This window comes from Helicobacter macacae MIT 99-5501, from assembly GCF_000507845.1.
Classification (GTDB): domain Bacteria; phylum Campylobacterota; class Campylobacteria; order Campylobacterales; family Helicobacteraceae; genus Helicobacter_B; species Helicobacter_B macacae.
Map to the genome: position 1 here is coordinate 995,114 of NZ_KI669454.1, position 20,124 is coordinate 1,015,237.

A 20,124-nucleotide genomic window follows, 5' to 3' on the forward strand; every position below is an offset into this window, starting at 1 on the left:
TAGGCTTTACTTGGTGGATTTTGTGCTTTTTGGCAGTGTTTTGGTAGATTTTTTGGATTTTTTTATATGGGTAGAGTCTTGGCTAGAATCCTCACTTGAGAGATTGCCAAAATTTGAGAGATTCTCAAAATCCAAAGTGTGCTCTAAGTTAGATTTTGTTTTTGCGCTAGAATTTACACTAGATTTTGCACTTTTTGCAAAATCTTTTAGACATTCTAGCTCGTTTGCCACTAGCTCACTAAATGTTTCTCGCTTCTTTAGCAACACAATTTGTGTTGTGCTGTCTTTTTGGTAGATTCCCACTTCAGCGGGCTTGGTTCGTGTGTTGTAGTTGCTAGCCATTGAGTAGCCATAAGCCCCCGCATTGCCAAACCCTAATATATCGCCCTGCTTTAGCTCTCCTAGCTCCACTTCGCGCAAAAATGTATCGCTACTCTCACACACAGGTCCTACGATGTCTGCTTTTGTGCGTTGTTTGTCATTTGATTTGTTGCTTGATTTATCGCTTGCCTTGCCATAGACTTGCACTTTATGCACGGCGTCATATAGGGCAGGGCGCATCAAATCATTCATACCACTATCGACTATGACAAATCGCTTATTTGCTGTGTGCTTCTCATATAGCACTTTTGTAAGTAGCACACCTGCATTGCCTACTATGCGCCGTCCGGGCTCACATATAATCGTAAAATCACTTCCTTTAAGCGCGCTAAGTATGGCTTGAGCGTAGTCATACAAAGCGATTTCCTCCTCTTCCTCATACCTTATTCCTAGTCCCCCGCCAATGTCAAAAAAGCGGATTTCTATTCCAAGTGCTAGCAGAGATTTTGCAAGGTTTGCGATTTTTTGCGCACTTTGAGCGATAGGGGCTAGCTCGCAAATCTGTGAGCCTATGTGAAAATGTATCCCCACAGGGTCTAAAAACGGCGAATTGTGCGCATAGAGATAAGCCTGCTTAGCACTCTCTATATCAAGCCCAAATTTATTTTCACTAAGTCCTGTGGAAATGTATGGGTGGGTTTTGGCATCAATATTTGGATTTACGCGGATAGAGATTCTAACTTTTTTGGGTGATGAGGGGCTAGAATCTGTTTGGAGCGGACTTTGGTGTGGATTTTGTTGTAAATGCTGCTGTGGATTTTGCGAGCTAGATAGCTTTTTTGCGATTTGCTCAATAGTCTTTAGCTCCGCGCTAGATTCTACATTTAGAAACAAAATATCTAGCTTTAGTGCCTCCTCTATCTCCTCTGCGCGTTTGCCCACACCTGAAAAGATGATTTTATACTTTGGGATTCCAGCTAGAAGTGCGCGCTTGACTTCGCCGATAGATACGCAGTCTGCGCCACTACCAAGTCGCGCTAGGGTAGAGAGAATCCCTAGATTTGAGTTTGCTTTGAGCGCATAGCAAATGAGTGATTTGCGTCCACCAAAGGCTTCTTTGAATGAGAGGAAATTGCGCTCTATGCGTGATAAATCATACACATAAAGCGGTGTGTCATATTCATTAGCAAGTGCCAAAAAAGTATCTTGTAAAGAAGTGTCTTGTGATAAGTTATCAAACATAAAAATCCTTAGCAAAATCTATGAAAATATCCAAAAAGAGTTTATGCAAAAGTTTGCACAAAAAAGCGCAATTTAACGAAAAATTGGCTAGAATTCTAGCCAAAATTCTAGCAAAAACAAGTTTAATGTTTTGCAAAAGCAAGTGCAATCTTTGAAAAAAATGGAAAAGCAATGTTTGAGTTAGTCGCTTCTTTGAGTCTCTTTGTCTTTGTCATCGTTTCAGCTCTAATCATCGTAGCCAAAGTGTCCAAAAAAACGCCTGTGGTGATAAGGTCAGGCGATGATTTTGCTTATGAGGAAGTCATAACCTATGAAACCATAATGGTTACCATAGAGTCTGAGGACAGCACTTTTATTGACTTGCAAGACGCTGTGAAAGAGATGTTTTCCTACTATGATGTGCTAAACCTTAGCAAAACTCAAAAGCGACTTTTTCTTTTCGCACTTAGCAAGCACCCCAATGTCAAATCTCCCCTTGTCCTCTCCGCACTAAATGAAATGAGCAAGCGAAATCCAGATATGGCAAAGGACTTGGACTTGAGCGTGAGGCGAGGGCTAGATAGACGCTAGCTAGATTTTCACACGCAAAGCCACTTCTTTAGCCCACTTCAAAATCCGCATAAAATCTAAAATCCACACAAATTCCCCAAATGCAATCACTACCCAAAGCACCCAAAATCGCCATAATCGGCAGACCAAATGTAGGCAAATCTTGCCTTTTCAATCGCTTAGCAAAGCAAAAAATCGCCATTACTTCAGACATTAGCGGGACTACTAGGGATACCAACTACACGCATATCTATCTACTACCAAGCAAGCAAAACAGCAATGAAGCCACGCAAAGCCCAAAATCCGCACTTCTCATCGACACAGGCGGTATCGAGCAAAAAAGCAAAGATGAGCTGTTTTTGCAAGTGGGAGCAAAAGCAAAGCAAGCAAGCAAGCAAGCGGACTTGGTGCTGTATGTAGTCGATGGGCAAAATCCACCAAATGATGAGGATAGAGAGATTCTCTATGAGATTTTGCGACTAAAAGACAAAAAAAGCCCTTGCTTTTTGGTGGTAAATAAAATCGATAGCGATGCGCAAAATGAGGGAGCTTATGCGTTTTATGAGTTTGGAGTCCAAGAGGTGTTTTTCATCTCTGTGGCGCACAATCGCGGAATCACCACCTTGCAAAACGCAATGTTTAGCGCACTTTTTGCAAACACAAATGAAGCAATCACAAATGATGATGAAGACATACTTGCAGGACTGCAAAAAGATTTAGAAAATCAGCTAGAAAGGGACTTGCAAAATCAGCTAGAAAAAGAATCTAGCAAAGAGAGTGAATCTAGCCAAAAAAATAGCCAAATAAGAATCGGCATCATCGGGCGCGTAAATGTCGGCAAATCAAGTCTGCTAAACACACTCACCCAAAAAGAGCGAGCAATAGTAAGCAAAAAAGCAGGGACGACTATCGACCCTGTCGATGAGAGCATAGAGCACAAAGGCAAACTTCTCACTTTCATAGACACCGCAGGAATCCGCAAAAGAGGCAAAATACAGCAGCTAGAAAAATTTGCACTTGATAGGACAAACAAGATTTTAGCCCAAAGCGACATAGCACTGCTTGTGCTTGATGCGAGTGAAAGGCTTTGCGAGCTAGATGAGCGCATATTTTCACTTACCCAAAAGCACGCTCTAGGTGTCATCGTGCTATGGAATAAATGGGACATAAAATACGCTGATTTCAAAACCATAAACGCAGAATTTGAGCGGAAATTTCGCTTCTTAGAATACGCTCCAAAGCTCGCTATCAGTGCCAAAAACAAACGCCACATAAATGAGCTAAAAGACAAAATCATAGAGATTTATCAAAACTTTAGCCTAAGGATTCCCACTGCCAAGCTAAATGAGACAATCGCCAAAGCTATCCAAAATCACGCAATCCCAAGCGATAGAGGCAAGCTAGTCAAAATCTATTATGCTACCCAATATGAGAGTGCCCCTCCCCAAATCGCACTCATATCAAACCGCCCAAACAGCATTCACTTCAGCTACAAGCGATACTTGATAAACTGCTTAAGAGAGGAGTTTAGCCTTAGTGGCGTGCCACTTATTCTTAGCTTTAGAGACAAAAACGCCAAGCCACCAAAAGATGATAAAGAGGAATAATGGTGTCATACTTTTTATTTACTAATCCGTTTATGATAGTTAGTGCTACTTAGGATTTCTGTTTGATATTGCTATATGCTACAAGTTACTTTTCTTTTCTTTATTCATACTGCCTTGTTTGTTCTCTTACAGAGTTTTCCATTTATTCATTAGATTTTTATTGTCACGCTTTTCCACATTTTTTATCATTTGTTTTTTTTATTTTTTTTTTTTATATTCTGGGTGGCGTTATGGGGGGCAAAGCCCCCTATCCTTAGCTTTTTAGCACGAACTAACTCATTTGCGATAGCCTAAAAGCTAGCGTAAATGAGTTAGTTCGTGTTATGCTTTTTTACCGCGTAAAAAAGCTACCCATAGCCACTTTCCCTCTCAAAAACCCTAAAAAATTTAAATGCAAAAACCCTAAATTTTTTAAAATGTTTAAAAAATTTTCTCAAAAACTTCTCTAAATTTAAAAGCATTTTTTACATTTTTTAAAACCCTAAAAACACTACAAATACTTTAATTTTCTTTCACTTTAATTCTATTCCTCATATTCATACATTCCGTATTCATCATCTTCTTTTCTTTCCTCCTCTTTTGTATTGCTTTCATCTGTGTAGATTCTCTCATTTTCCTCCATTTCTGGGTTTTTAGAGTATTTTTTCAATGTATTATCTAGCGATTTAGCATTTTCTCTTGGCTTTTGCTTTACTTCTACTTTTCATTAAAGAATCTAGCAAGTGTTTCATTTTTCTTAGACATAGGAATAAAAATATCTTGGACTAATTTAATGAAAATTATTGTGGATTTTCTCGCAATGACTTGGTTGTAGGCTACTGCGATTTTGCTAATGCAAAATCACCCCATCCCCAAATTCCATCGCACTAAGAGAGAGGGGATTAACTAATGGCAAACACGCTCACTTTAAGGAAAAGTGCTTTTAAAGAGGGGTAAGAGCACCCTCCGCCACAATTTTACGATTTGTAGATAGGGGGTTTAAAAAAGCTAAACACCACCACTTTTGGAAAAGTGGATTTAACGGAAAGGATTTAAGAAAAGCAAACTTCGCAGTTTGTAATATTGTCTAGAACATTTTTGTCATACTGAAGTTTCGCAAGAAACCGAAGTATCTCAAAAATAGCACGACTAAAAAACTTTTGGATACTTTGTTTGATACGATAAAAATCCCTAAAAACTCCATTTTCTCTGCAAACCCTAACTTCTTAAAATTTTCCCAAGATTTTTTATGCAAATTTTTGCACAACTATCAAGATTTTCTTAAAAATTTTTAGATTTTTTGGAACTCCTTTTGCTTCCTTAGTGCTGATTTTCTATGCAAATTTTTAGCGAATTTTGCAAAAGATTTACCAAATAAGGAAGCGCAAGTGTTAGAGCAAGTAAATCATCTCCAATCAGTCAAAAAAGCCCCTTTTGAAGCGGATATTCTCCCAAGTCAAAAGTCTCAAAAGCTATCCCAAAATGGCGCAGAATCTGGTGCGCTAGATTTTAAAAACGCACTTCAAAAATCTATCCAAAGCACCAAATCCAAAGATGCCCCTCAAGGCAATGCTAAACCAAAATCCACTAAACAAAACGAACTAAATGACACAAAAGCTACCTTGCCAAATGCCCTATCAAGCACCTTATCAAACAAAGCAAACCCACTAGCGCACAAAAACAAAACTTCTAGCGATGATGAATACTTGCTCCAAAATGCACTACACAAGTCCCAAATATCCCCAAAGGACACGCTAAACACACTAGAAAAAAACCAACATACCAAAAAGCCTAGCCTAGATTCATCAAAAACCCACACACAAGATTTTGCACAAGATTCTATCACAAGTGATATGTTCCAAAATGCACTGCTAAAAGATAAAATAACCCCTAAAAACGCTCTAGGCTCTAGCGAAAAATCAAGCGTAGAAAGCACCAAAAAGCACGCAAACGCGCTAAACTCCATAGCCCAAAATTCCACCAAAGCTATCCACAGTTTAGAATCTAGCGAGTCTTTAGATGAAGCGTTGCAAGAGCCTACCCAAGCCCTGCAAGACGCACTAGAAAAAAGGGATACTCAAACGCCCAAAAAAGACCTAAACCAAATGGCGCGAAACAAGAATCAAGAAGAGACTTTCCTATCCAAAATCACACAAAACAAAGTCCAAAACAAAACCAATGAATATGTGGCAAATAGCGCAGATGAAGCGGGGGAAGCAGGGGAGGCAGGACGAGATGAGCTAAAATCCCTAGCTACACCACCTAGTGTGCAAAATATCCCCACAGCTAGCACGCAAAATAGCACAAAAACAAATCCACAAAATCTAGCAAAATCGCTTGAATCTAGCGCGTCAAACTCTGCCCAAACGCCTGCAAACCCGACTTTGCAAACTGTGGCTAGCAAGGCAAAAGAGCTAGGACTAAATCCTAGCAACATTAGCTACCAAGAATCCCAAGAAGCAACACCTAGCGCAAAAGTAGATGAAGCAAATGCAACAAAAAAAGTAAGCAAAGTAGCTACTCAAGCAAGCCAAGCTAGCGGAGTAAAAACCTACTTTGATGATGATGAAGCGTTGCGCCCTGTGTTTGACATACTAGAATCTTTTGATGCAAAAAATGCAGCAAGACGCAGAGCTAGCAACGCAAGTGCTTCTATAAAGTATGTCCAAAATGGCGAGGACAAAATCGCTGTGATTGAGCGAGGAAAAAGCCTGCCAAAAGCTATTACAGCTTCACGCATAAAAAACGAACGACAAGAAAAAATCTTTGAGCAAATCCAAAAAGATTTGCTCGCAGGCAAAGAGCTAAATCTAAGCCAAATTGAACGCGAGCTAAGCAAACTTGAAAACGGACTTTTTGATGATAAAACTGAAGCAATAAACCCGCTAAAGCAAACCCCAAAGGGCATAAAGCCTAGTATCGCCCAAAGCACCCAAGCAAGTGCTAGCATAGCCACAAGTGCTGGACTTAGTGTGGCAAGTGCTCTTTCAAAAGATTCTAAGGACTCTTCCAAAGATTCTAAAGGATTTGCTAGTAAGGGCACAAAAGAAGCAAAAGAATCAAGCAAAGCAGGCACGCAATCCACACTTGCCAAAGAGCCAAGCGAACCGCTTAGTAGCACTCAACAAAGACAAGAATCCATACTTGAGCGCAATCTTGCAACACCACAATTTGTCCAAAACGATGAGCAAGAGGCTTTCAATGAAACTCTACTAGCCCAAAAAGCACAAAAGCAAGAATCAAGCGAGGCAAAAGCGGAATCTAAAAGCGAAGCAAAAACGCTCACAAGCAATGCTACTAGCACAAACTCACTGCGAAGCGAAGCACGCACAAACAATATAAACGCAAGAGAAGCCCTTAGCTCTTTTGTCAATCAATTTGAACAAGAGGTTAAGAAATTTAAGCCACCGATGAGGCAAATCTCTATGGAGCTATCTCCAAAAGAGCTAGGAAATATCGAGCTTACAATCACCCAAAGAGGAAATAGCCTGCATATAAGTGTGGTATCAAATCCACAAGCCTTGCAGCTCTTTGCCCAAAATCACGGTGAGCTACGACAAAATCTGCTAAATGCAGGATTTGAGGGAGTGGATTTGAGTTTTTCTAGCTCTAATGGACAAAGCGGGCAAAGCGGAGGACAAAACCAAGATAGCGAGCAAAACCAAAAAGGCGAAGCAAATTCGCTAGATTCCCTAGCGCAAAAGTCCCAAAATAGCGCAGAGGGAGAAATACTCGCTATGGAAATCACACTTCCAAGATACGCCTAAAAAGCACAATCTTTAAGGAGTAAAAATGGCAATCGACTTAGCTCAAATGACAGGTGCGACAAAAGCCCTAGAGGAAAAGCGCGCAAAAGAAAGCGCACCCAAAATCGCCAATGGTTTGGATAAAGATGCGTTTATGAAGCTGTTTTTGGAGCAACTAAAAAATCAAGACCCCACCGCGCCAATGGAAACAGACAAAATCATCACTCAAACCGCCCAACTAACCCAAGTAGAAATGCAAGAGGAAAACAAAAAGGCGATGAAAGAAATGGTGGAATCTATGAAAGTTATGCAAGAAACAAACAAAGAGTTTAAAGAGTTTCAAGCAAGCCTAAAAGAAACTATGGAAAGGCTAGGCGCGGGGATAGATTCTAGCAAAGAAGCAACTGAACAAATGAGCCAATCTAGTGCGTTTCAAAGTATCTCAATGGTAGGCAAAATCGCTGAAACCGATGTAAGTGGCGTAAACTACAAAGGAGATGGCAAAATCCACTTTAGCCTATTCTTTGATAGGGCGATAGACACGGCTAAAGGCATACCTGTGGTGCAAATATTTAATGAGGCAAAAGAGCTAGTGCGAACCCTCTCACTAAAAGATAGAGGTGGAGAGAGCGGGTATTTGGATTTTACTTGGGATGGGCTAAACGAAAAAGGCGAGCAGCTACCCGCTGGCTCATACTCTATCGCCGCAGAATACAATCTAGACCCCAAGACAAATCAATACCTAACCACGCGCGTAGGTAGAGGTGAAATCCAAAGTGTGCTATTTGACAAAGGCAAACCACTCATTCGTATGGGTGAGCTGATTTTACCACTAAGTGCAGCACTAGAATTTTACGAAAAAGAGCTTGTAGCGCAGTGATTTTGCAAGACTTACAAGACTTGATTTTGCAAAATCTAAATAGCAAAAGCTAACTTAAGGAAAGACAATGAATGATACGATTCTAAACTCATATAGTGGTATGAAAACCCACCAATTTGGGCTTGATTCTGTTTCAAACAACATTGCAAATGTCAATACAAATGGATTCAAAGAAAATATCCCCGAGTTCAAAACGCTTTTTGCAATGAATATGGACCACCTAAATGCCAACACCATAACCAACAACGACCGCTCCTATGGCGCAACAAGTGCTAGTAATGCCATTTCTACCAAAGATGGCAACTACCACGCAAGCGATGGGCAATTTGATGTGGCATATATGGGCAAAGGCTGGTTTGTAGTCGCACCAAAGCAAGACGGTAGCTTTGAGGTAAGCGAAGATGGCTATGAAGCCGAGCAAACCACGCTATTTACGCGCAATGGCGGATTTTTGCGCGATGCGGACGGCTATCTAGTAAATTCAAGCGGACAATATGTATATGGAATCAATTTAGACAAAGTAAGTGAGGATATTTTTAATTCCTCAAACGATATGGACGCGGATATGCTAAAGCTAAGCGCGAACAAAATGCAGCCTCTTAGAATCCCACAAGAGCTACATTTTCAGCCCATAAACACCTCAAAAGTCGATATTTCTGTCAATCTCAACCCCAAGTCCAACTTCAAATCCGCGCCTGAATTTTTATTGCCAAATGGCGAGATAGACACGCAGCGCGTATTAGCCCAAGATGTTGCTAGCTTCAGCGATGAGGATTCAATAGCTTATGACCCAAGAGGGTTTAGAGATATTATCATCACTACTAGACCAAAGCCTGATTCTGCCCAAGCAGAAAACGCTAGCGAGGGACAAACGCTACGATTTGTCTATGGCACGGGTGGCGCAGAAGCAAATGAATTTCACACCATAGGCGAGCTAGCACAGCTTTTTGCAAAATCCGGGTTAGAGTTTGTGCCAACTCTAGGCTCAAGAAATAATCTAGCCTTTGCGGTAAAAAACGCCACAGGAGAGGAAATAGAAGTAACCATTGGTGGGGCATTGGCAAGTCGTATGGGAATCGCTAGCGCACAAATCCCACTTGCACAAGATGAGCAAATACTATCAAAAGACGCCAAAATCGCCACTTACTCTACTTCGGTGGATATTTTTGATGATAGTGGCAAAAAGTTTTTGCTAAAAAGTGATTATTATCTAATCGATTCTGGCGACATAAATGCGGGCAAAACCACAAATCAGCGGTGGTTTGTCAAAAGCGCGATATATGACTATAATGGCGAACTAATGGTAAGCCCAAATGTTATCGAGCAAGAATTGGTTTTTGATGATGAGGGCAAACCACAATCAGCCCAAATGGAGCTGGACTTTAAAGATAGCAAGGTGGCTTACTCTATCACAGGTAGTGAGAGATATAGCACACGAAATCTACCCTATGAAGAATCCCGCTTGCTTGAAATCAGCCAAGACGGCAAGGCAGAGGGACTACTAAAAGAAGTGCGAATCGATGATAACGGAATCATTTTTTTAGCTTTTAGCAATGGTATCACAGAGCCTATGGGACGCATAGGTATCGTAGCTTTTATCAATGACCAAGGGCTAAAAAAGCTAGGCGATAATGTTTATATGATGAGCACAAACACGCTAAATGGACAAGCCCGCACCCTAAGTGGAAATCCCATACTTGGCTGGGGCGAAAATGGGAATCTAAAATTTGGGCAAGTCAAGCACAAATATCTAGAAACAAGCAATGTCGATGTGGGCAACTCCCTAACCAATCTTATATTGTTCCAACGCGGATATTCAATGAATGCCAAAGCGTTTACCACAGGCGATGACCTAATCAAAGAAGCAATAGGGCTTAAAAAATAGCGCGATAGTGTTTTATGGATTTTATAGTTTTCGTGTATTTTGTGGATAAAGCGCAAAGCGCACTATTTTTCACTAGCTGTTTTTTGCTGTTTTGCTCTCTATTTTTCTTGCTTTTTTGCTTGCCATTTTTTATTTATCACTTGCGATAAAACACTATTGCCACAAATAAAAGCAATATTTTGCTATTTGCTAGATTTTGCTGTTTTTAATGTTTTTTAATGTGAGAAATAATACAATATTGCTTATCATCGCAAGCAAAGGAAAAAAATGTCTAAGCGGATTGGATTTTGGCAAAGTGATTTTTTTGAAATTAAGCGGGCTAGATTTTGGGATTTTTGGCAAACTAGATTTTTGCAAACTAGATTCTATCAGGCTGGTTTTTTGCTAGTAGTGTATATCGCGCTTTTTAGTGGCTGTGCGACTGATATAAAAAGCCTAGAAAAATTTGCACATACCTACTACTACCAAGACGCAAAGCAAGCAAGCGAGTTCGCGCTAAAAAAGAGTGATGATAAAGATTTGCTATGGCTTACGCAAGCAGGAGTTAGTGCCTTTAGCGCGAGTGATGACAGCACGCTAGATTTGCTTGAAAAAAGTGAAAATCTATTTAGCAAGTATGAGGGAGAGGGACTGCTAGCAACGGGTGGAGCGCAAGTGGGTGCTACTATGGTAAATGACAATGCAATGGCATACAAGGGAAATATCTATGAGGGTGTGTTTTTGAACTACTACAAAGCATTGGCACAAATGGAAGCGGGAGAGGAAAACGCCACAAGAGTGGAGCTAAATCGCGCAAATGATAGACAAAGACGCGCAAAAGACTACTACGCTAAGCAAATAAACGAAGCGATGAATGAGGAAAATGAGCGATATGCCAAAAGCTCTGCGCGTGGCGTGGTAGATAGAGATAGCTCACAAAGACAGGCAAGCAGACAGCTAGAATCTAAGTATTCCAATCTGCGACAATTTCGCGCTTTTGATGGGTTTATAAACCCTGCGGTGAGTTATGTTTCTGGGCTATATTTTGCCCTCATAGGCGATAGCAAAGGCATAGACTACCTAAAAGAATCTTATGGCATAACCAAACTAGAAACTATCGCTAATGACTTAGACTACCTCACAAGCCCGCACTTCAGGGCAAATACGAAATCTAGCAGGGATTTTATCGCTTCTCTTAGACATAGTGGCGATAAAAAAAGTAGCGACAATAATGATGAAAATACAGATGAGGACAATGCCCAAAATCAAATGCTTCAAAATCAAATATTTGCAGATGAGCTAGAAAAGCTAGAATCTAGTGAGTTTTATACTTGGATAGTGCTAGAGGAGGGCAGACAACCCTACAAAAGTGAGTTTAAAATCTCACTACCTATCGTAACTACTGATGGGATATATCACTTCGGTGTAGCCTTGCCACAGCTAGAGGAGGGGATAAGTTTTGCTAGCCATTACACGCTAGAATCCGCCCCAAACTCGCTAAGGAAAGAATCTAGCGAGTTTTATGAGCTAGCTGATACAGACAAAATCATCGCCACAGAATTTGAAAAGCGACTAAATGCCATAATCGCACGCGCTTTTGTATCCTCAAGCCTAAAAGTCGCCACACAGCTTGGGCTTAGCACAGGACTTGGGCAGGTAAATTCTGGGCTTGGACTACTAGGCTCGATATTTGGCAGTGCTTACTCCGCACTAAGCACAAACGCAGATTTACGCATAACAAGCGTGCTACCAAAGAGAATCCTACTTGCCAAAGTAAAAAATATCCCTCCAAATCCCACCCAAAATCAACTAAACACAAAAGCTAGCCAAAAGCAAGAATCAAAAGAGCAAGCAAAGAAAGTAGCAAAAGGAGATTTTGACTACACTATCTATGCGGATAAATCCAAAATCTCTAGCATAAATTTCGCGCTAGAATCCTGCTATGAAGTCTCAAAAGAATCCGCACAAAAATCACAAGAATCAAAAAAAATAAAAAAGCGTAAAAAAGGGAGTAAAACTCTCTCACTATGTCCCTATACGCACAATATCATCTACCTGCGCCACACAAAGGCAAAAACTTATCATAAAATCCTCTTTTCGCGCTAGAATTACACAAAAAGAGTAAAAACCTAAAACGCGTAAAAACCAAAAGTGAGGAATGCAATGAAATACGCAAAGCTAATAAAAGACTTCATAACAAACCTTATAAATAGCGCGACAAACTACCTCAAAGCAAATAATCTTATAGATACCCCTGCAAAAAAACTAGCGTTGCTTCTGCTAGGACTTGGTGGCGTGCTGATAGTCGCGCTTTTGGGATTTTTGCTCTATGCAAGCTACACTCTAAAATCTAGCCTAGAAACTTCCATAAACTCATATCTAGCAAGCATAAAAGAGGACATACCAACGCTAGAATATGAGTCATTTGTATGCTCTGGTGTGGCAAATATCTCGTGTGCTACGCACTATATCGCACTAGCTGGCGAAGTGCAAGCTAGAGAAGTTTCTCTAGGATTTGGCTCACTTGGGGACAAAAAGCGACTAAATGCGTGGATAGAAACAAAAGAAGTAGAATTTATCAAAGACACGAGCACGCATTCGCTACTAAGGGTGTTTTTTGCGCTGCCAAAGGTAGATTTGAGTGATATTTTGTTCCCCACTTACGGACTATGTGAGCTAGAAAATATCTTGCTAGATTCTAGTGATTTTAAAGTCGCTAAAACAGAACAAAACACCCCCATACAAAATCCAAAGATAGACTCTCGCACACATATCACACACATCGCCAAATGCAACCTAAAAGCCCAAAATATGAACTACACCTTTAAAGCCCAAGCCGAGCAAAGCCTAGAACCAAATCAAAGCCTAGACACGCAAAGCATAAAAGACATACTCCTAGAAATATATGATTCTTACACGACCACGCCAAATGCTTTTATGGAGGAATCTAGGATATGGATAGATAGCATAAGCCTAAATCTCAAGCCAAACAAGCTAGATTCTACCATAGCACAATGGCTAGAAAAACTAGAGTATGGCAAATCCCCAAATGAAAAATCCACAAAAGAGCAAGCAAAAGCCCTAAAAGAGCGATTTGATAAAGCCATAACAGAGAGTGCAAATATCGCAACTTATACATTTTCTTTTGTCAGCTCCAATAAAGACACGCGCAGAGCGATAATGGAGGGCGTAAATAGCTTTAGCAACCTTTTGCAAGGAGAAAGCACAGAAGTGAGATATGAGCTACTTCCAAAACACACACGATATTTCCGCTTAAGCGACTTAGTAAGCGCACCAAGTGCAGTGCTAAACCTAGCAAACTTCGCGCTAAAAGTAGAACAAACTCAAAAACCAAAAGAGCAAAAAGCTACGAAAGATTCTAATGATTCTAGCGATTCTAGCAAAATCACTCCACAAAAGTAGCAAATCCCTAAGCGCAAAAACCATAGCAAACACAAAAATACACACAAAAACTTAAAGGAAGCAACAATGTCAAAACACCAAAAAAAACTCCAAAAACGCAATCACAAAAAAGGACGAACAGGACTTAAGCGCATACTAAATGCTGCGAAATACTCACAAGATGGCTTCATAAGTGCGTGGAAAGAAGAAGAAGGATTTCGCCAAGTAAGTGTGCTTTTTGTGCTTTCACTTGGGCTTGGGCTCTGGCTTGGCGAGGGGTTTTGCCAAAAGATATTGCTTGTTTTTAGTGGCACTCTTTGCGTGCTTGTAGAGCTATTTAACACCGCGATAGAAAACGCTATCGACCACACAAGCCTAAAGCCCCACCCTTTTGCCAAAAAGGCAAAAGATATGGGTAGTGCAGCACAGCTTTTAAGCCTACTATTTTTTGCACTTGTGTGGGGGGTATTTGTCTATGAGCATTTTGCTAGCTAGATTTGGTTACAAAATCTAAAAATCTATACGACAAACAAATCTCACCACATAGCAAGACACGCTATGCAAATTTATTTTTAATTCCCCTTTTTGGAGTATTGCTCGATTTCTTGCTTGGTTAGCACGATAAAGTCTGTGCCTGAATTGTGCCTAGATTTTCGCGCTACTTCTATTAGCTGATTTGGATTGCTACGAATAGTTGGGTCTATGTAGCCCTGCTCTATCACGCTTGAATTGATATGTGAGATAAACTCCCCATCAGTCTTTGCGATAACGACTTTATTTTCCTTTGACATTGTCATTATCTCGATTTTTAGGGCTAGCTCGACTTTGAAATTTGTCGTATATATCAAAAACAGCTTTTCGTGGGATTTCATATATCGCTGATAGAAGTTATATCCTGCTTTTTCTGCATCAGATATTTTGCTTTTGTCAAGTCGCTTTAGATACTGCCAATAAAATGTCATCGTGCAATAAGGGCTATTGACATCGTGGCGAAAAAATCCATTATGCACCGAGACAGATTCCATACCGATTTTCCACATTTTGTTATCAAGGTGCGTGGCGATGAGATTTAGTGCGTTTCTTACTTTGTCTACTAGCTCTACGCGAACTGCTTGAAACGAGCCTACAAAGTCATTCATATAGCTTGCCTTAAAATTCTTTGTAAGCGATTCTAATCTCTCTTGGGAAGCATAGAGGGTTTTTGCTTCCTCCTCTGCTTTTGCTGCGATTTTGGTTTGGGTGTCGATTTTGGCTGGAAGTGTGGGGTCTGCTTTGTTGATTTCTAGCTGTGCACGGAGCTTTCGCGCTTCGTTGTTTGAAAATTTTGCTTTATTATTTAGCTGCATTATTTGTTCTTTTATGTTTGAAATCGCCTTTGTCGCGCCTTTGTAATGCAGCTGCTTATCCAAAAACACATCTGTGTAGATATTTTCTGGCTTTGTCATCGCACTTTGAGCAAGCTCTTTGAAAGAATACTCTAGCCCACGAATCTTTTGTAGCTCAATAGCAAACATATCTGAAGTGATTTTTTTATCACAAAAAACAAGAAAATCCATAGCCTTTACCAAAAACCGCTTGATAGCCAAATAGTTTAGCTGGTCTTCTTGGGGAATCTCCTCTACCTCATCTAGAGCAAATTTTACCGAATTTGCCTCCGCTGCAAAATGCTCTCTCACGCACTCTTCCGCACCTTTTGAAATGCTGATAGATTTCATATTTAGATAATCTGTCTTTTCAAAAATCTCTTCGGCTTGCTTGTTTAGCCTATCAGATTCGATTGCCTTTAGCTCCTCATCGGTATTTGTTTTCCAAAAATCGATTTCTTTTAGCAGTGAGTCCTCGCCGAAGTCTTGAAATTTGGAGCTATGCGCATCGACAATATGCCCTCCATCATCAAGCCTAAACTCCACAAACATACCCGATACGGGCAAAAACTTCCTATCCTGCCAATTTTCTTTGCGTAGCTCAAAGATTTTTTTGGAATAATTTACTATCACTCCTGACTCTGTCGCCATTGAATACCGCGTGATTCTGCCGTGCATTTGTCGCCCCTTTTTGTGTTGTAAATGCGCTATGATATACTATTTTTTAGAAATTTTCTCTTAAATGCGCGATTTATGCGGGCGAATTTTTGTGATTTTTGCGCAAAGATTTTTGCCAAATCTGCTTAATGCCACATTTTATGAAATGTATAAAAAAGCGGATTTTGATATACCTGATATGCTTTAAGTGATGATAATTTTGAATAGCTAGGATTTTGCTAGCCACTTTTTACTCCTAGCCACTACCTCATTGCAAGAATGCAAGACAAGTGCAACAAATTCCCATTAAGCACTTTTCTATCATCATTTTTTATCATTTTTATCATTGTTTTTTACTACTTCTCTTTATCATCGCGATAGTAAAATCCAAAATACCTAGCCCATTAAATTCCCATTTATGCTTTATTTTTGAGAGTATCCATTCTCATTATACCTTTCTTTTTGATAACTTTTAGAAATAATTACCATTTTGTAAAAAATTAAGATTTTTTTAAGAGTTTTTGCATTATTATCGCGTTCGTTTTTTAGCCCCACTAGGGCAAATATCTAACCAAAAAGGACACCAAATGCAAACACGCAAACTATCTGCAAGCATACTTGCAAGCCTCCCTCCACATTTACCCATACAGCCACTTGGCAATCCACTTAAAAATCAAATCCACTCACGCAAGCCACTTACACAAGCAACTTTTAAGCGAAATATCGCTATATCAGCCATAGCTTTTCTAAGTCTATCTAGCGTGCTAAGTTCCAACCCAAATGAGATTAACTTACAGGGGGGGGGGCACAAAATACAACACAAAATGTATTAGAAAAAAATAGCACTAAAGAGCATTCCACTCAAACCACCTCGCAAAATTCTCAAACCACTTTGCAAGATTCCACCCAAAATCCTATCTCTACAAATCAAAGCGATTATCAAGCAAACTCCTCCCAAGATATGCAAGATACGCTAGATATGCAGTCTCCACCTCCTATCAAAAACAAAAAAGATAAACAACACAAAAAATCCTACAAGGAAATAAAACACGAAAGCAAATATGACGACCTCCAAGCAAAGCAGCTTGATAGAGTGGTAGTAACCGCAGGTGGCTATGAGCAAGACATAAAAAACGCTCCCGCTTCAGTTAGCATTATCCCAAAAGAAGAGATTCTCACGCGCCCAGTGCGTGATATTGGCGAAGCGGTGCAAGATGTGCCCGGCGTGTATGTGGAGAGTGATAAGACAGGGTTTAACAAAATTTCAATGCGTGGGCTTAGCTCTGCTTATACGCTTATTTTGATTGATGGCAAACGCCAAAATGTCGCGCAGGGCTTTAGCTCTAATGGTTTTGGTGAGGCACTAAATGCCAATATGCCTCCTCCTTCTATGATTGAGCGAATCGAGGTTATTCGCGGTCCTGCTTCTACGCTCTATGGTAGCGATGCTATGGGTGGGGTAATCAACATTATCACCAAAAAACACAGCGATAGGGTAAGTGCGGGAATCCAGCTTGATAGCAGAATCTCTAATCACAGAGAAGTGTTTGGCGACCAGCACGGTGCAAATGGCTATGTAACTGTGCCAATCATTAAAGACACGCTTTCTATAAATGTGCGAGGCGGGTTTAGAGACGGTGGGCAAAATGCCTTTTATAAACCCGGATTTAACTCTGGCTATACGGGGGCAAATGTGCAACGATTTACCACTGCGCCAAAATATCAACCCATACTATGGGCACAGCTCCACTGCTTATACGAATTGGAATGCGGGATTTAGGCTGAATTACACGCCAAATACGCACAACTTCATATACCTAGATAGTGAGGTTATGTTTGTCCGTGCGGGGAGCTTAAATACAGCGAGCGAAAACTACACAAGTGTGAGGGATTTTTATAAAATCAATAATGTGCTAAGCTATGATACAAACTATGATTGGGGCAAAATAAGCTCTTATGTGCAATACTCCGCTACGCTGTGGGCACAGCATTATGATGACTACCGCAAATCTCAAGGCTGGAATGGCTTGCTTCCGGGCTCATATAAAGGTAGCGGTGTGGATTGGAGCGACCCAACGCGCAATCAAGACATAGTGCTTCAAAGCGCGTATAACAACGACTTTGATTTGGGCAAAGCGGGTGCTATCATCTTTAATGGCGGGGTGTATTATTTGTTTGAACATATACACGGAGGGAGCAATAACTCTAGCTACACAGGACCTGCCAAGTCGCTAGGAATGCACCAAGCTGCGATTTTTGCCGAAGGAGAATACCTCATCAATGACTATGTCTCTACAACTCTAGGCTTAAGGCTCAATTACAGCGATAAGTTTGATTCATTTGTCGTGCCAAACCCGCGCTTTTATGTAAATCTCAATCCTACGCAGTGGCTTACCCTAAAGGGCGGTATAGCAAGCGGTGTCTTAGCCCCTACGCTAAGCTATGTCTATGATGGCACGATGATAAACACAAGAAATAACACCACTATTTATGGCAATACAAACCTTAAGCCTGAGCAAAGCTGGAACTATGAGCTAAGCGCGATATTGGACTTAGAGCCTACTATGCTTATTTTGACAGGTTTTTACACAGATTATAGCAACAAAATCGTTACAGATTCTACCATAGCAAGCGGACAAGTAGTAGATGGCGTGCAATGCTCTCCACTTGCAGGGACTACGGGGTGCACATTCTATCGTAATGCCGATAAGGCAGAAATCTATGGAGCGGAGCTTACTTTTAAGCTTAAGCCCGTGTGGTTTGTGGGATTTGATGCGAGCTATGGATACACGCATTCTAAAACCATTAGCGGTAGTGGTGCGGGCGAGCCTATAAACGCCGTGCCCGAGCATAGATTTACCCTTAAGCCAAGCCTTAGAATCTGGAATTTTGATTTTTATGTGCGATACAGCGGGAACTTTAGGACACCTATCATCACACAAAGCACGCGAACAACGCTAGGTAGAAGTTTTTATAAAGACTATCAGCTTGTAGATTTAGCCCTTACTTATAAGTTTTTGAAAAACTATTCGGCTACATTTGCGGTAAATAATTTGCTTGATGTCAAAACTTACACAGAATTTGTTGCTAACACCAACATATATCAACGAATCCTGCCAAGCAGAAACTTTTGGCTAAGCATCAAGGCGGATTTTTGAGATTATGACAAATCACACACCCCTTCATTGCGAGAATTTGTGTTAGCATATTTGTAGTAATCCACCACGCCCCCACCCCATCATTGCGAGGCGAATCACAGAGTCGCGCAAAGCAATCCCACGAATCGTCATTGCGAGCGAACGAAGTGAGCGTGGCAATCCACAGATTTCAAAAATAGATTGCCACGACTTGACTTTGTCAAGTCTCGCAATGACGGATAAAAGCGCGTGGATTACTAAAGAAACTTCGGCTTAGCCTTGTTTTCTAAAGAAACTGCGCTTCGCTTGTTTTGCCACGCTCGCTTCGCTCGCTCGCAATGACGATTGGTGTATGGATTGCAAAAAAACTTTGGTTTCATTATAGATTGCCACGCATTTGGAATGCTAACGATTCCAAATGCTCACAATGACGAAGCCTTAAAGCCTAAAAATCCAAAATCCACTAAGCCACCCTCCATATCAAATGGTTACCCACCCCCTTTATCCCCCTCCGCAAGGGAAGGGGAAATAATTTGCTTGTCCTCATTCGCAATGGAGGGAGAAATAAGTAGAATCGCTACCTGCAAGGGATGGGAATTATGGTGTTGCCTTCCTTAAATCCAAATTATAGATTGCCACGAATCGCTTTGCGATTCTCGCAATGACGGACAAAGATATAGATTATCGCAAAAATCCTTGCGGATTTTTGCGCAATGACAAATTACTTTATAGCTTTTAGTGCGGATATTATGGCTTTTGGATAGATAGTGTATTCTAGCGCGTGGATTCTTTTTTCAAAATCCTCCATACTCTCGCCTTTGATTTTAGGCAATCTCTCTTGCAAGATTATTTCCCCTGAATCTAGTTCTTTACTTACCCAATGCACGCTAACGCCACCAAAATCCTCGCTTGAGAAGTAACTATCTTTTATAGCGTTTGCGCCTTTGTGGAGTGGCAAAAACGATGGGTGGATATTTATAGCGTGGATTTTAGATACTATCTCTTCTCCCAAAATCCGCATAAATCCTGCCAAAATCACTAAGTCTATCTCTTTTTTATGCAAAATATCTAGTAGTGCTCTATCAAACTCCAAGCGAGTGGCAAAATCCTTGTGAGATAAAATCTCACATTCTAGTCCTAGATTTTGACAGCGCGTGATGCCAAAGGCTTCTTTTTTGTTGCAGATAGCAAGTGTGAAATTTGCTTGGATTTTTAGGCTTTCTAGCTCGCTTTTTATACTATCTTGGCGAAAATATCTAACAATATTTTCAAGGTTGCTACCATTGCCACTAAAAAGCAATGCTATATTGATATTTCTTGCCAAATCCGCACTAGAATCTTTATGTATTTTTTTCATCACTATTTTTTGTATCGGT

At 40.5% G+C, this 20,124-nt stretch carries 16 protein-coding genes and 1 pseudogene; 11 read left to right on the forward strand and 6 right to left on the reverse strand.

The features are described 5' to 3' along the window. Window positions 1-6: 6 nt before the first annotated feature. Complete coding sequence (gene lysA / locus HMPREF2086_RS04370; protein WP_023927557.1) at window positions 7-1,563, reverse strand: diaminopimelate decarboxylase; 1,557 nt, start codon at window positions 1,561-1,563, stop codon at window positions 7-9. Window positions 1,564-1,734: 171 nt separating this feature from the next. Between lysA and HMPREF2086_RS04380 the strand changes: the two genes are divergently transcribed. Beyond that, window positions 1,735-2,133 (forward strand): hypothetical protein, encoded by a 399-nt coding sequence (locus HMPREF2086_RS04380; protein WP_023927558.1) that lies wholly within the window; start codon window positions 1,735-1,737, stop codon window positions 2,131-2,133. 80 nt (window positions 2,134-2,213) lie between these two features. Beyond that, the gene (der, locus tag HMPREF2086_RS04385) at window positions 2,214-3,719 is read left to right on the forward strand and encodes a ribosome biogenesis GTPase Der (protein ID WP_023927559.1); all 1,506 of its coding nucleotides are present in this window, start codon (window positions 2,214-2,216) and stop codon (window positions 3,717-3,719) included. 523 nt (window positions 3,720-4,242) lie between these two features. On the opposite strand, the gene HMPREF2086_RS12345 is transcribed toward der, so the two are convergent. Continuing rightward, window positions 4,243-4,368: a hypothetical protein gene (locus HMPREF2086_RS12345; protein ID WP_267902073.1), complete on the reverse strand. Its 126-nt coding sequence runs from the start codon at window positions 4,366-4,368 to the stop codon at window positions 4,243-4,245. A gap of 718 nt (window positions 4,369-5,086) precedes the next feature. Here HMPREF2086_RS12345 and fliK point away from each other — a divergent pair. From fliK to HMPREF2086_RS04425, 6 genes and pseudogenes are all read left to right on the forward strand, one after another. After that, window positions 5,087-7,465, forward strand: a complete 2,379-nt coding sequence (gene fliK / locus HMPREF2086_RS04390; RefSeq protein ID WP_023927560.1) for a flagellar hook-length control protein FliK — start codon at window positions 5,087-5,089, stop codon at window positions 7,463-7,465. 25 nt (window positions 7,466-7,490) lie between these two features. Then, a pseudogene (gene flgD / locus HMPREF2086_RS04395) lies at window positions 7,491-8,309 on the forward strand (flagellar hook assembly protein FlgD); the annotation flags it as partial. Window positions 8,310-8,391: 82 nt separating this feature from the next. Then, window positions 8,392-10,209, forward strand: a complete 1,818-nt coding sequence (locus HMPREF2086_RS04400; protein ID WP_023927562.1) for a flagellar hook-basal body complex protein — start codon at window positions 8,392-8,394, stop codon at window positions 10,207-10,209. A 267-nt stretch (window positions 10,210-10,476) separates the two neighbouring features. Further along, window positions 10,477-12,294, forward strand: a complete 1,818-nt coding sequence (locus HMPREF2086_RS04415) for a COG3014 family protein (protein WP_023927563.1) — start codon at window positions 10,477-10,479, stop codon at window positions 12,292-12,294. A 57-nt stretch (window positions 12,295-12,351) separates the two neighbouring features. Beyond that, window positions 12,352-13,611: a hypothetical protein gene (locus tag HMPREF2086_RS04420; protein ID WP_023927564.1), complete on the forward strand. Its 1,260-nt coding sequence runs from the start codon at window positions 12,352-12,354 to the stop codon at window positions 13,609-13,611. A 66-nt stretch (window positions 13,612-13,677) separates the two neighbouring features. Beyond that, entirely contained in the window at window positions 13,678-14,085 is a 408-nt protein-coding gene (locus HMPREF2086_RS04425) for a diacylglycerol kinase (protein ID WP_023927565.1), read from the forward strand. Between the two features lie 77 nt (window positions 14,086-14,162). On the opposite strand, the gene HMPREF2086_RS04430 is transcribed toward HMPREF2086_RS04425, so the two are convergent. Beyond that, window positions 14,163-15,632 (reverse strand): hypothetical protein, encoded by a 1,470-nt coding sequence (locus tag HMPREF2086_RS04430; RefSeq protein ID WP_023927566.1) that lies wholly within the window; start codon window positions 15,630-15,632, stop codon window positions 14,163-14,165. A gap of 73 nt (window positions 15,633-15,705) precedes the next feature. Then, on the reverse strand, window positions 15,706-15,858 hold the full coding sequence (locus HMPREF2086_RS11495) for a hypothetical protein (RefSeq protein WP_156921313.1): 153 nt from the start codon (window positions 15,856-15,858) through the stop codon (window positions 15,706-15,708). A gap of 340 nt (window positions 15,859-16,198) precedes the next feature. Here HMPREF2086_RS11495 and HMPREF2086_RS04435 point away from each other — a divergent pair, with 340 nt between their 5' ends. The 3 genes from HMPREF2086_RS04435 to HMPREF2086_RS10750 are packed head-to-tail and all read left to right on the forward strand — an operon-like array spanning window position 16,199 to window position 18,769. Next, entirely contained in the window at window positions 16,199-16,444 is a 246-nt protein-coding gene (locus HMPREF2086_RS04435; protein ID WP_023927567.1) for a hypothetical protein, read from the forward strand. 59 nt (window positions 16,445-16,503) lie between these two features. Continuing rightward, a complete protein-coding gene (locus HMPREF2086_RS10745) occupies window positions 16,504-17,391 on the forward strand; it encodes a TonB-dependent receptor plug domain-containing protein (protein WP_051397604.1) in 888 nt (295 codons plus the stop codon). Next, complete coding sequence (locus tag HMPREF2086_RS10750) at window positions 17,303-18,769, forward strand: TonB-dependent receptor plug domain-containing protein (RefSeq protein WP_084330308.1); 1,467 nt, start codon at window positions 17,303-17,305, stop codon at window positions 18,767-18,769. The genes HMPREF2086_RS10745 and HMPREF2086_RS10750 overlap by 89 nt, the downstream gene beginning before the upstream one ends. A gap of 236 nt (window positions 18,770-19,005) precedes the next feature. Here HMPREF2086_RS10750 and HMPREF2086_RS12350 read toward each other — a convergent pair whose 3' ends face one another. Then, on the reverse strand, window positions 19,006-19,128 hold the full coding sequence (locus tag HMPREF2086_RS12350; protein ID WP_267902074.1) for a hypothetical protein: 123 nt from the start codon (window positions 19,126-19,128) through the stop codon (window positions 19,006-19,008). 341 nt (window positions 19,129-19,469) lie between these two features. Next, window positions 19,470-20,105 (reverse strand): phosphoribosylglycinamide formyltransferase, encoded by a 636-nt coding sequence (gene purN, locus HMPREF2086_RS04445; protein ID WP_023927570.1) that lies wholly within the window; start codon window positions 20,103-20,105, stop codon window positions 19,470-19,472. Window positions 20,106-20,124: the final 19 nt, after the last annotated feature.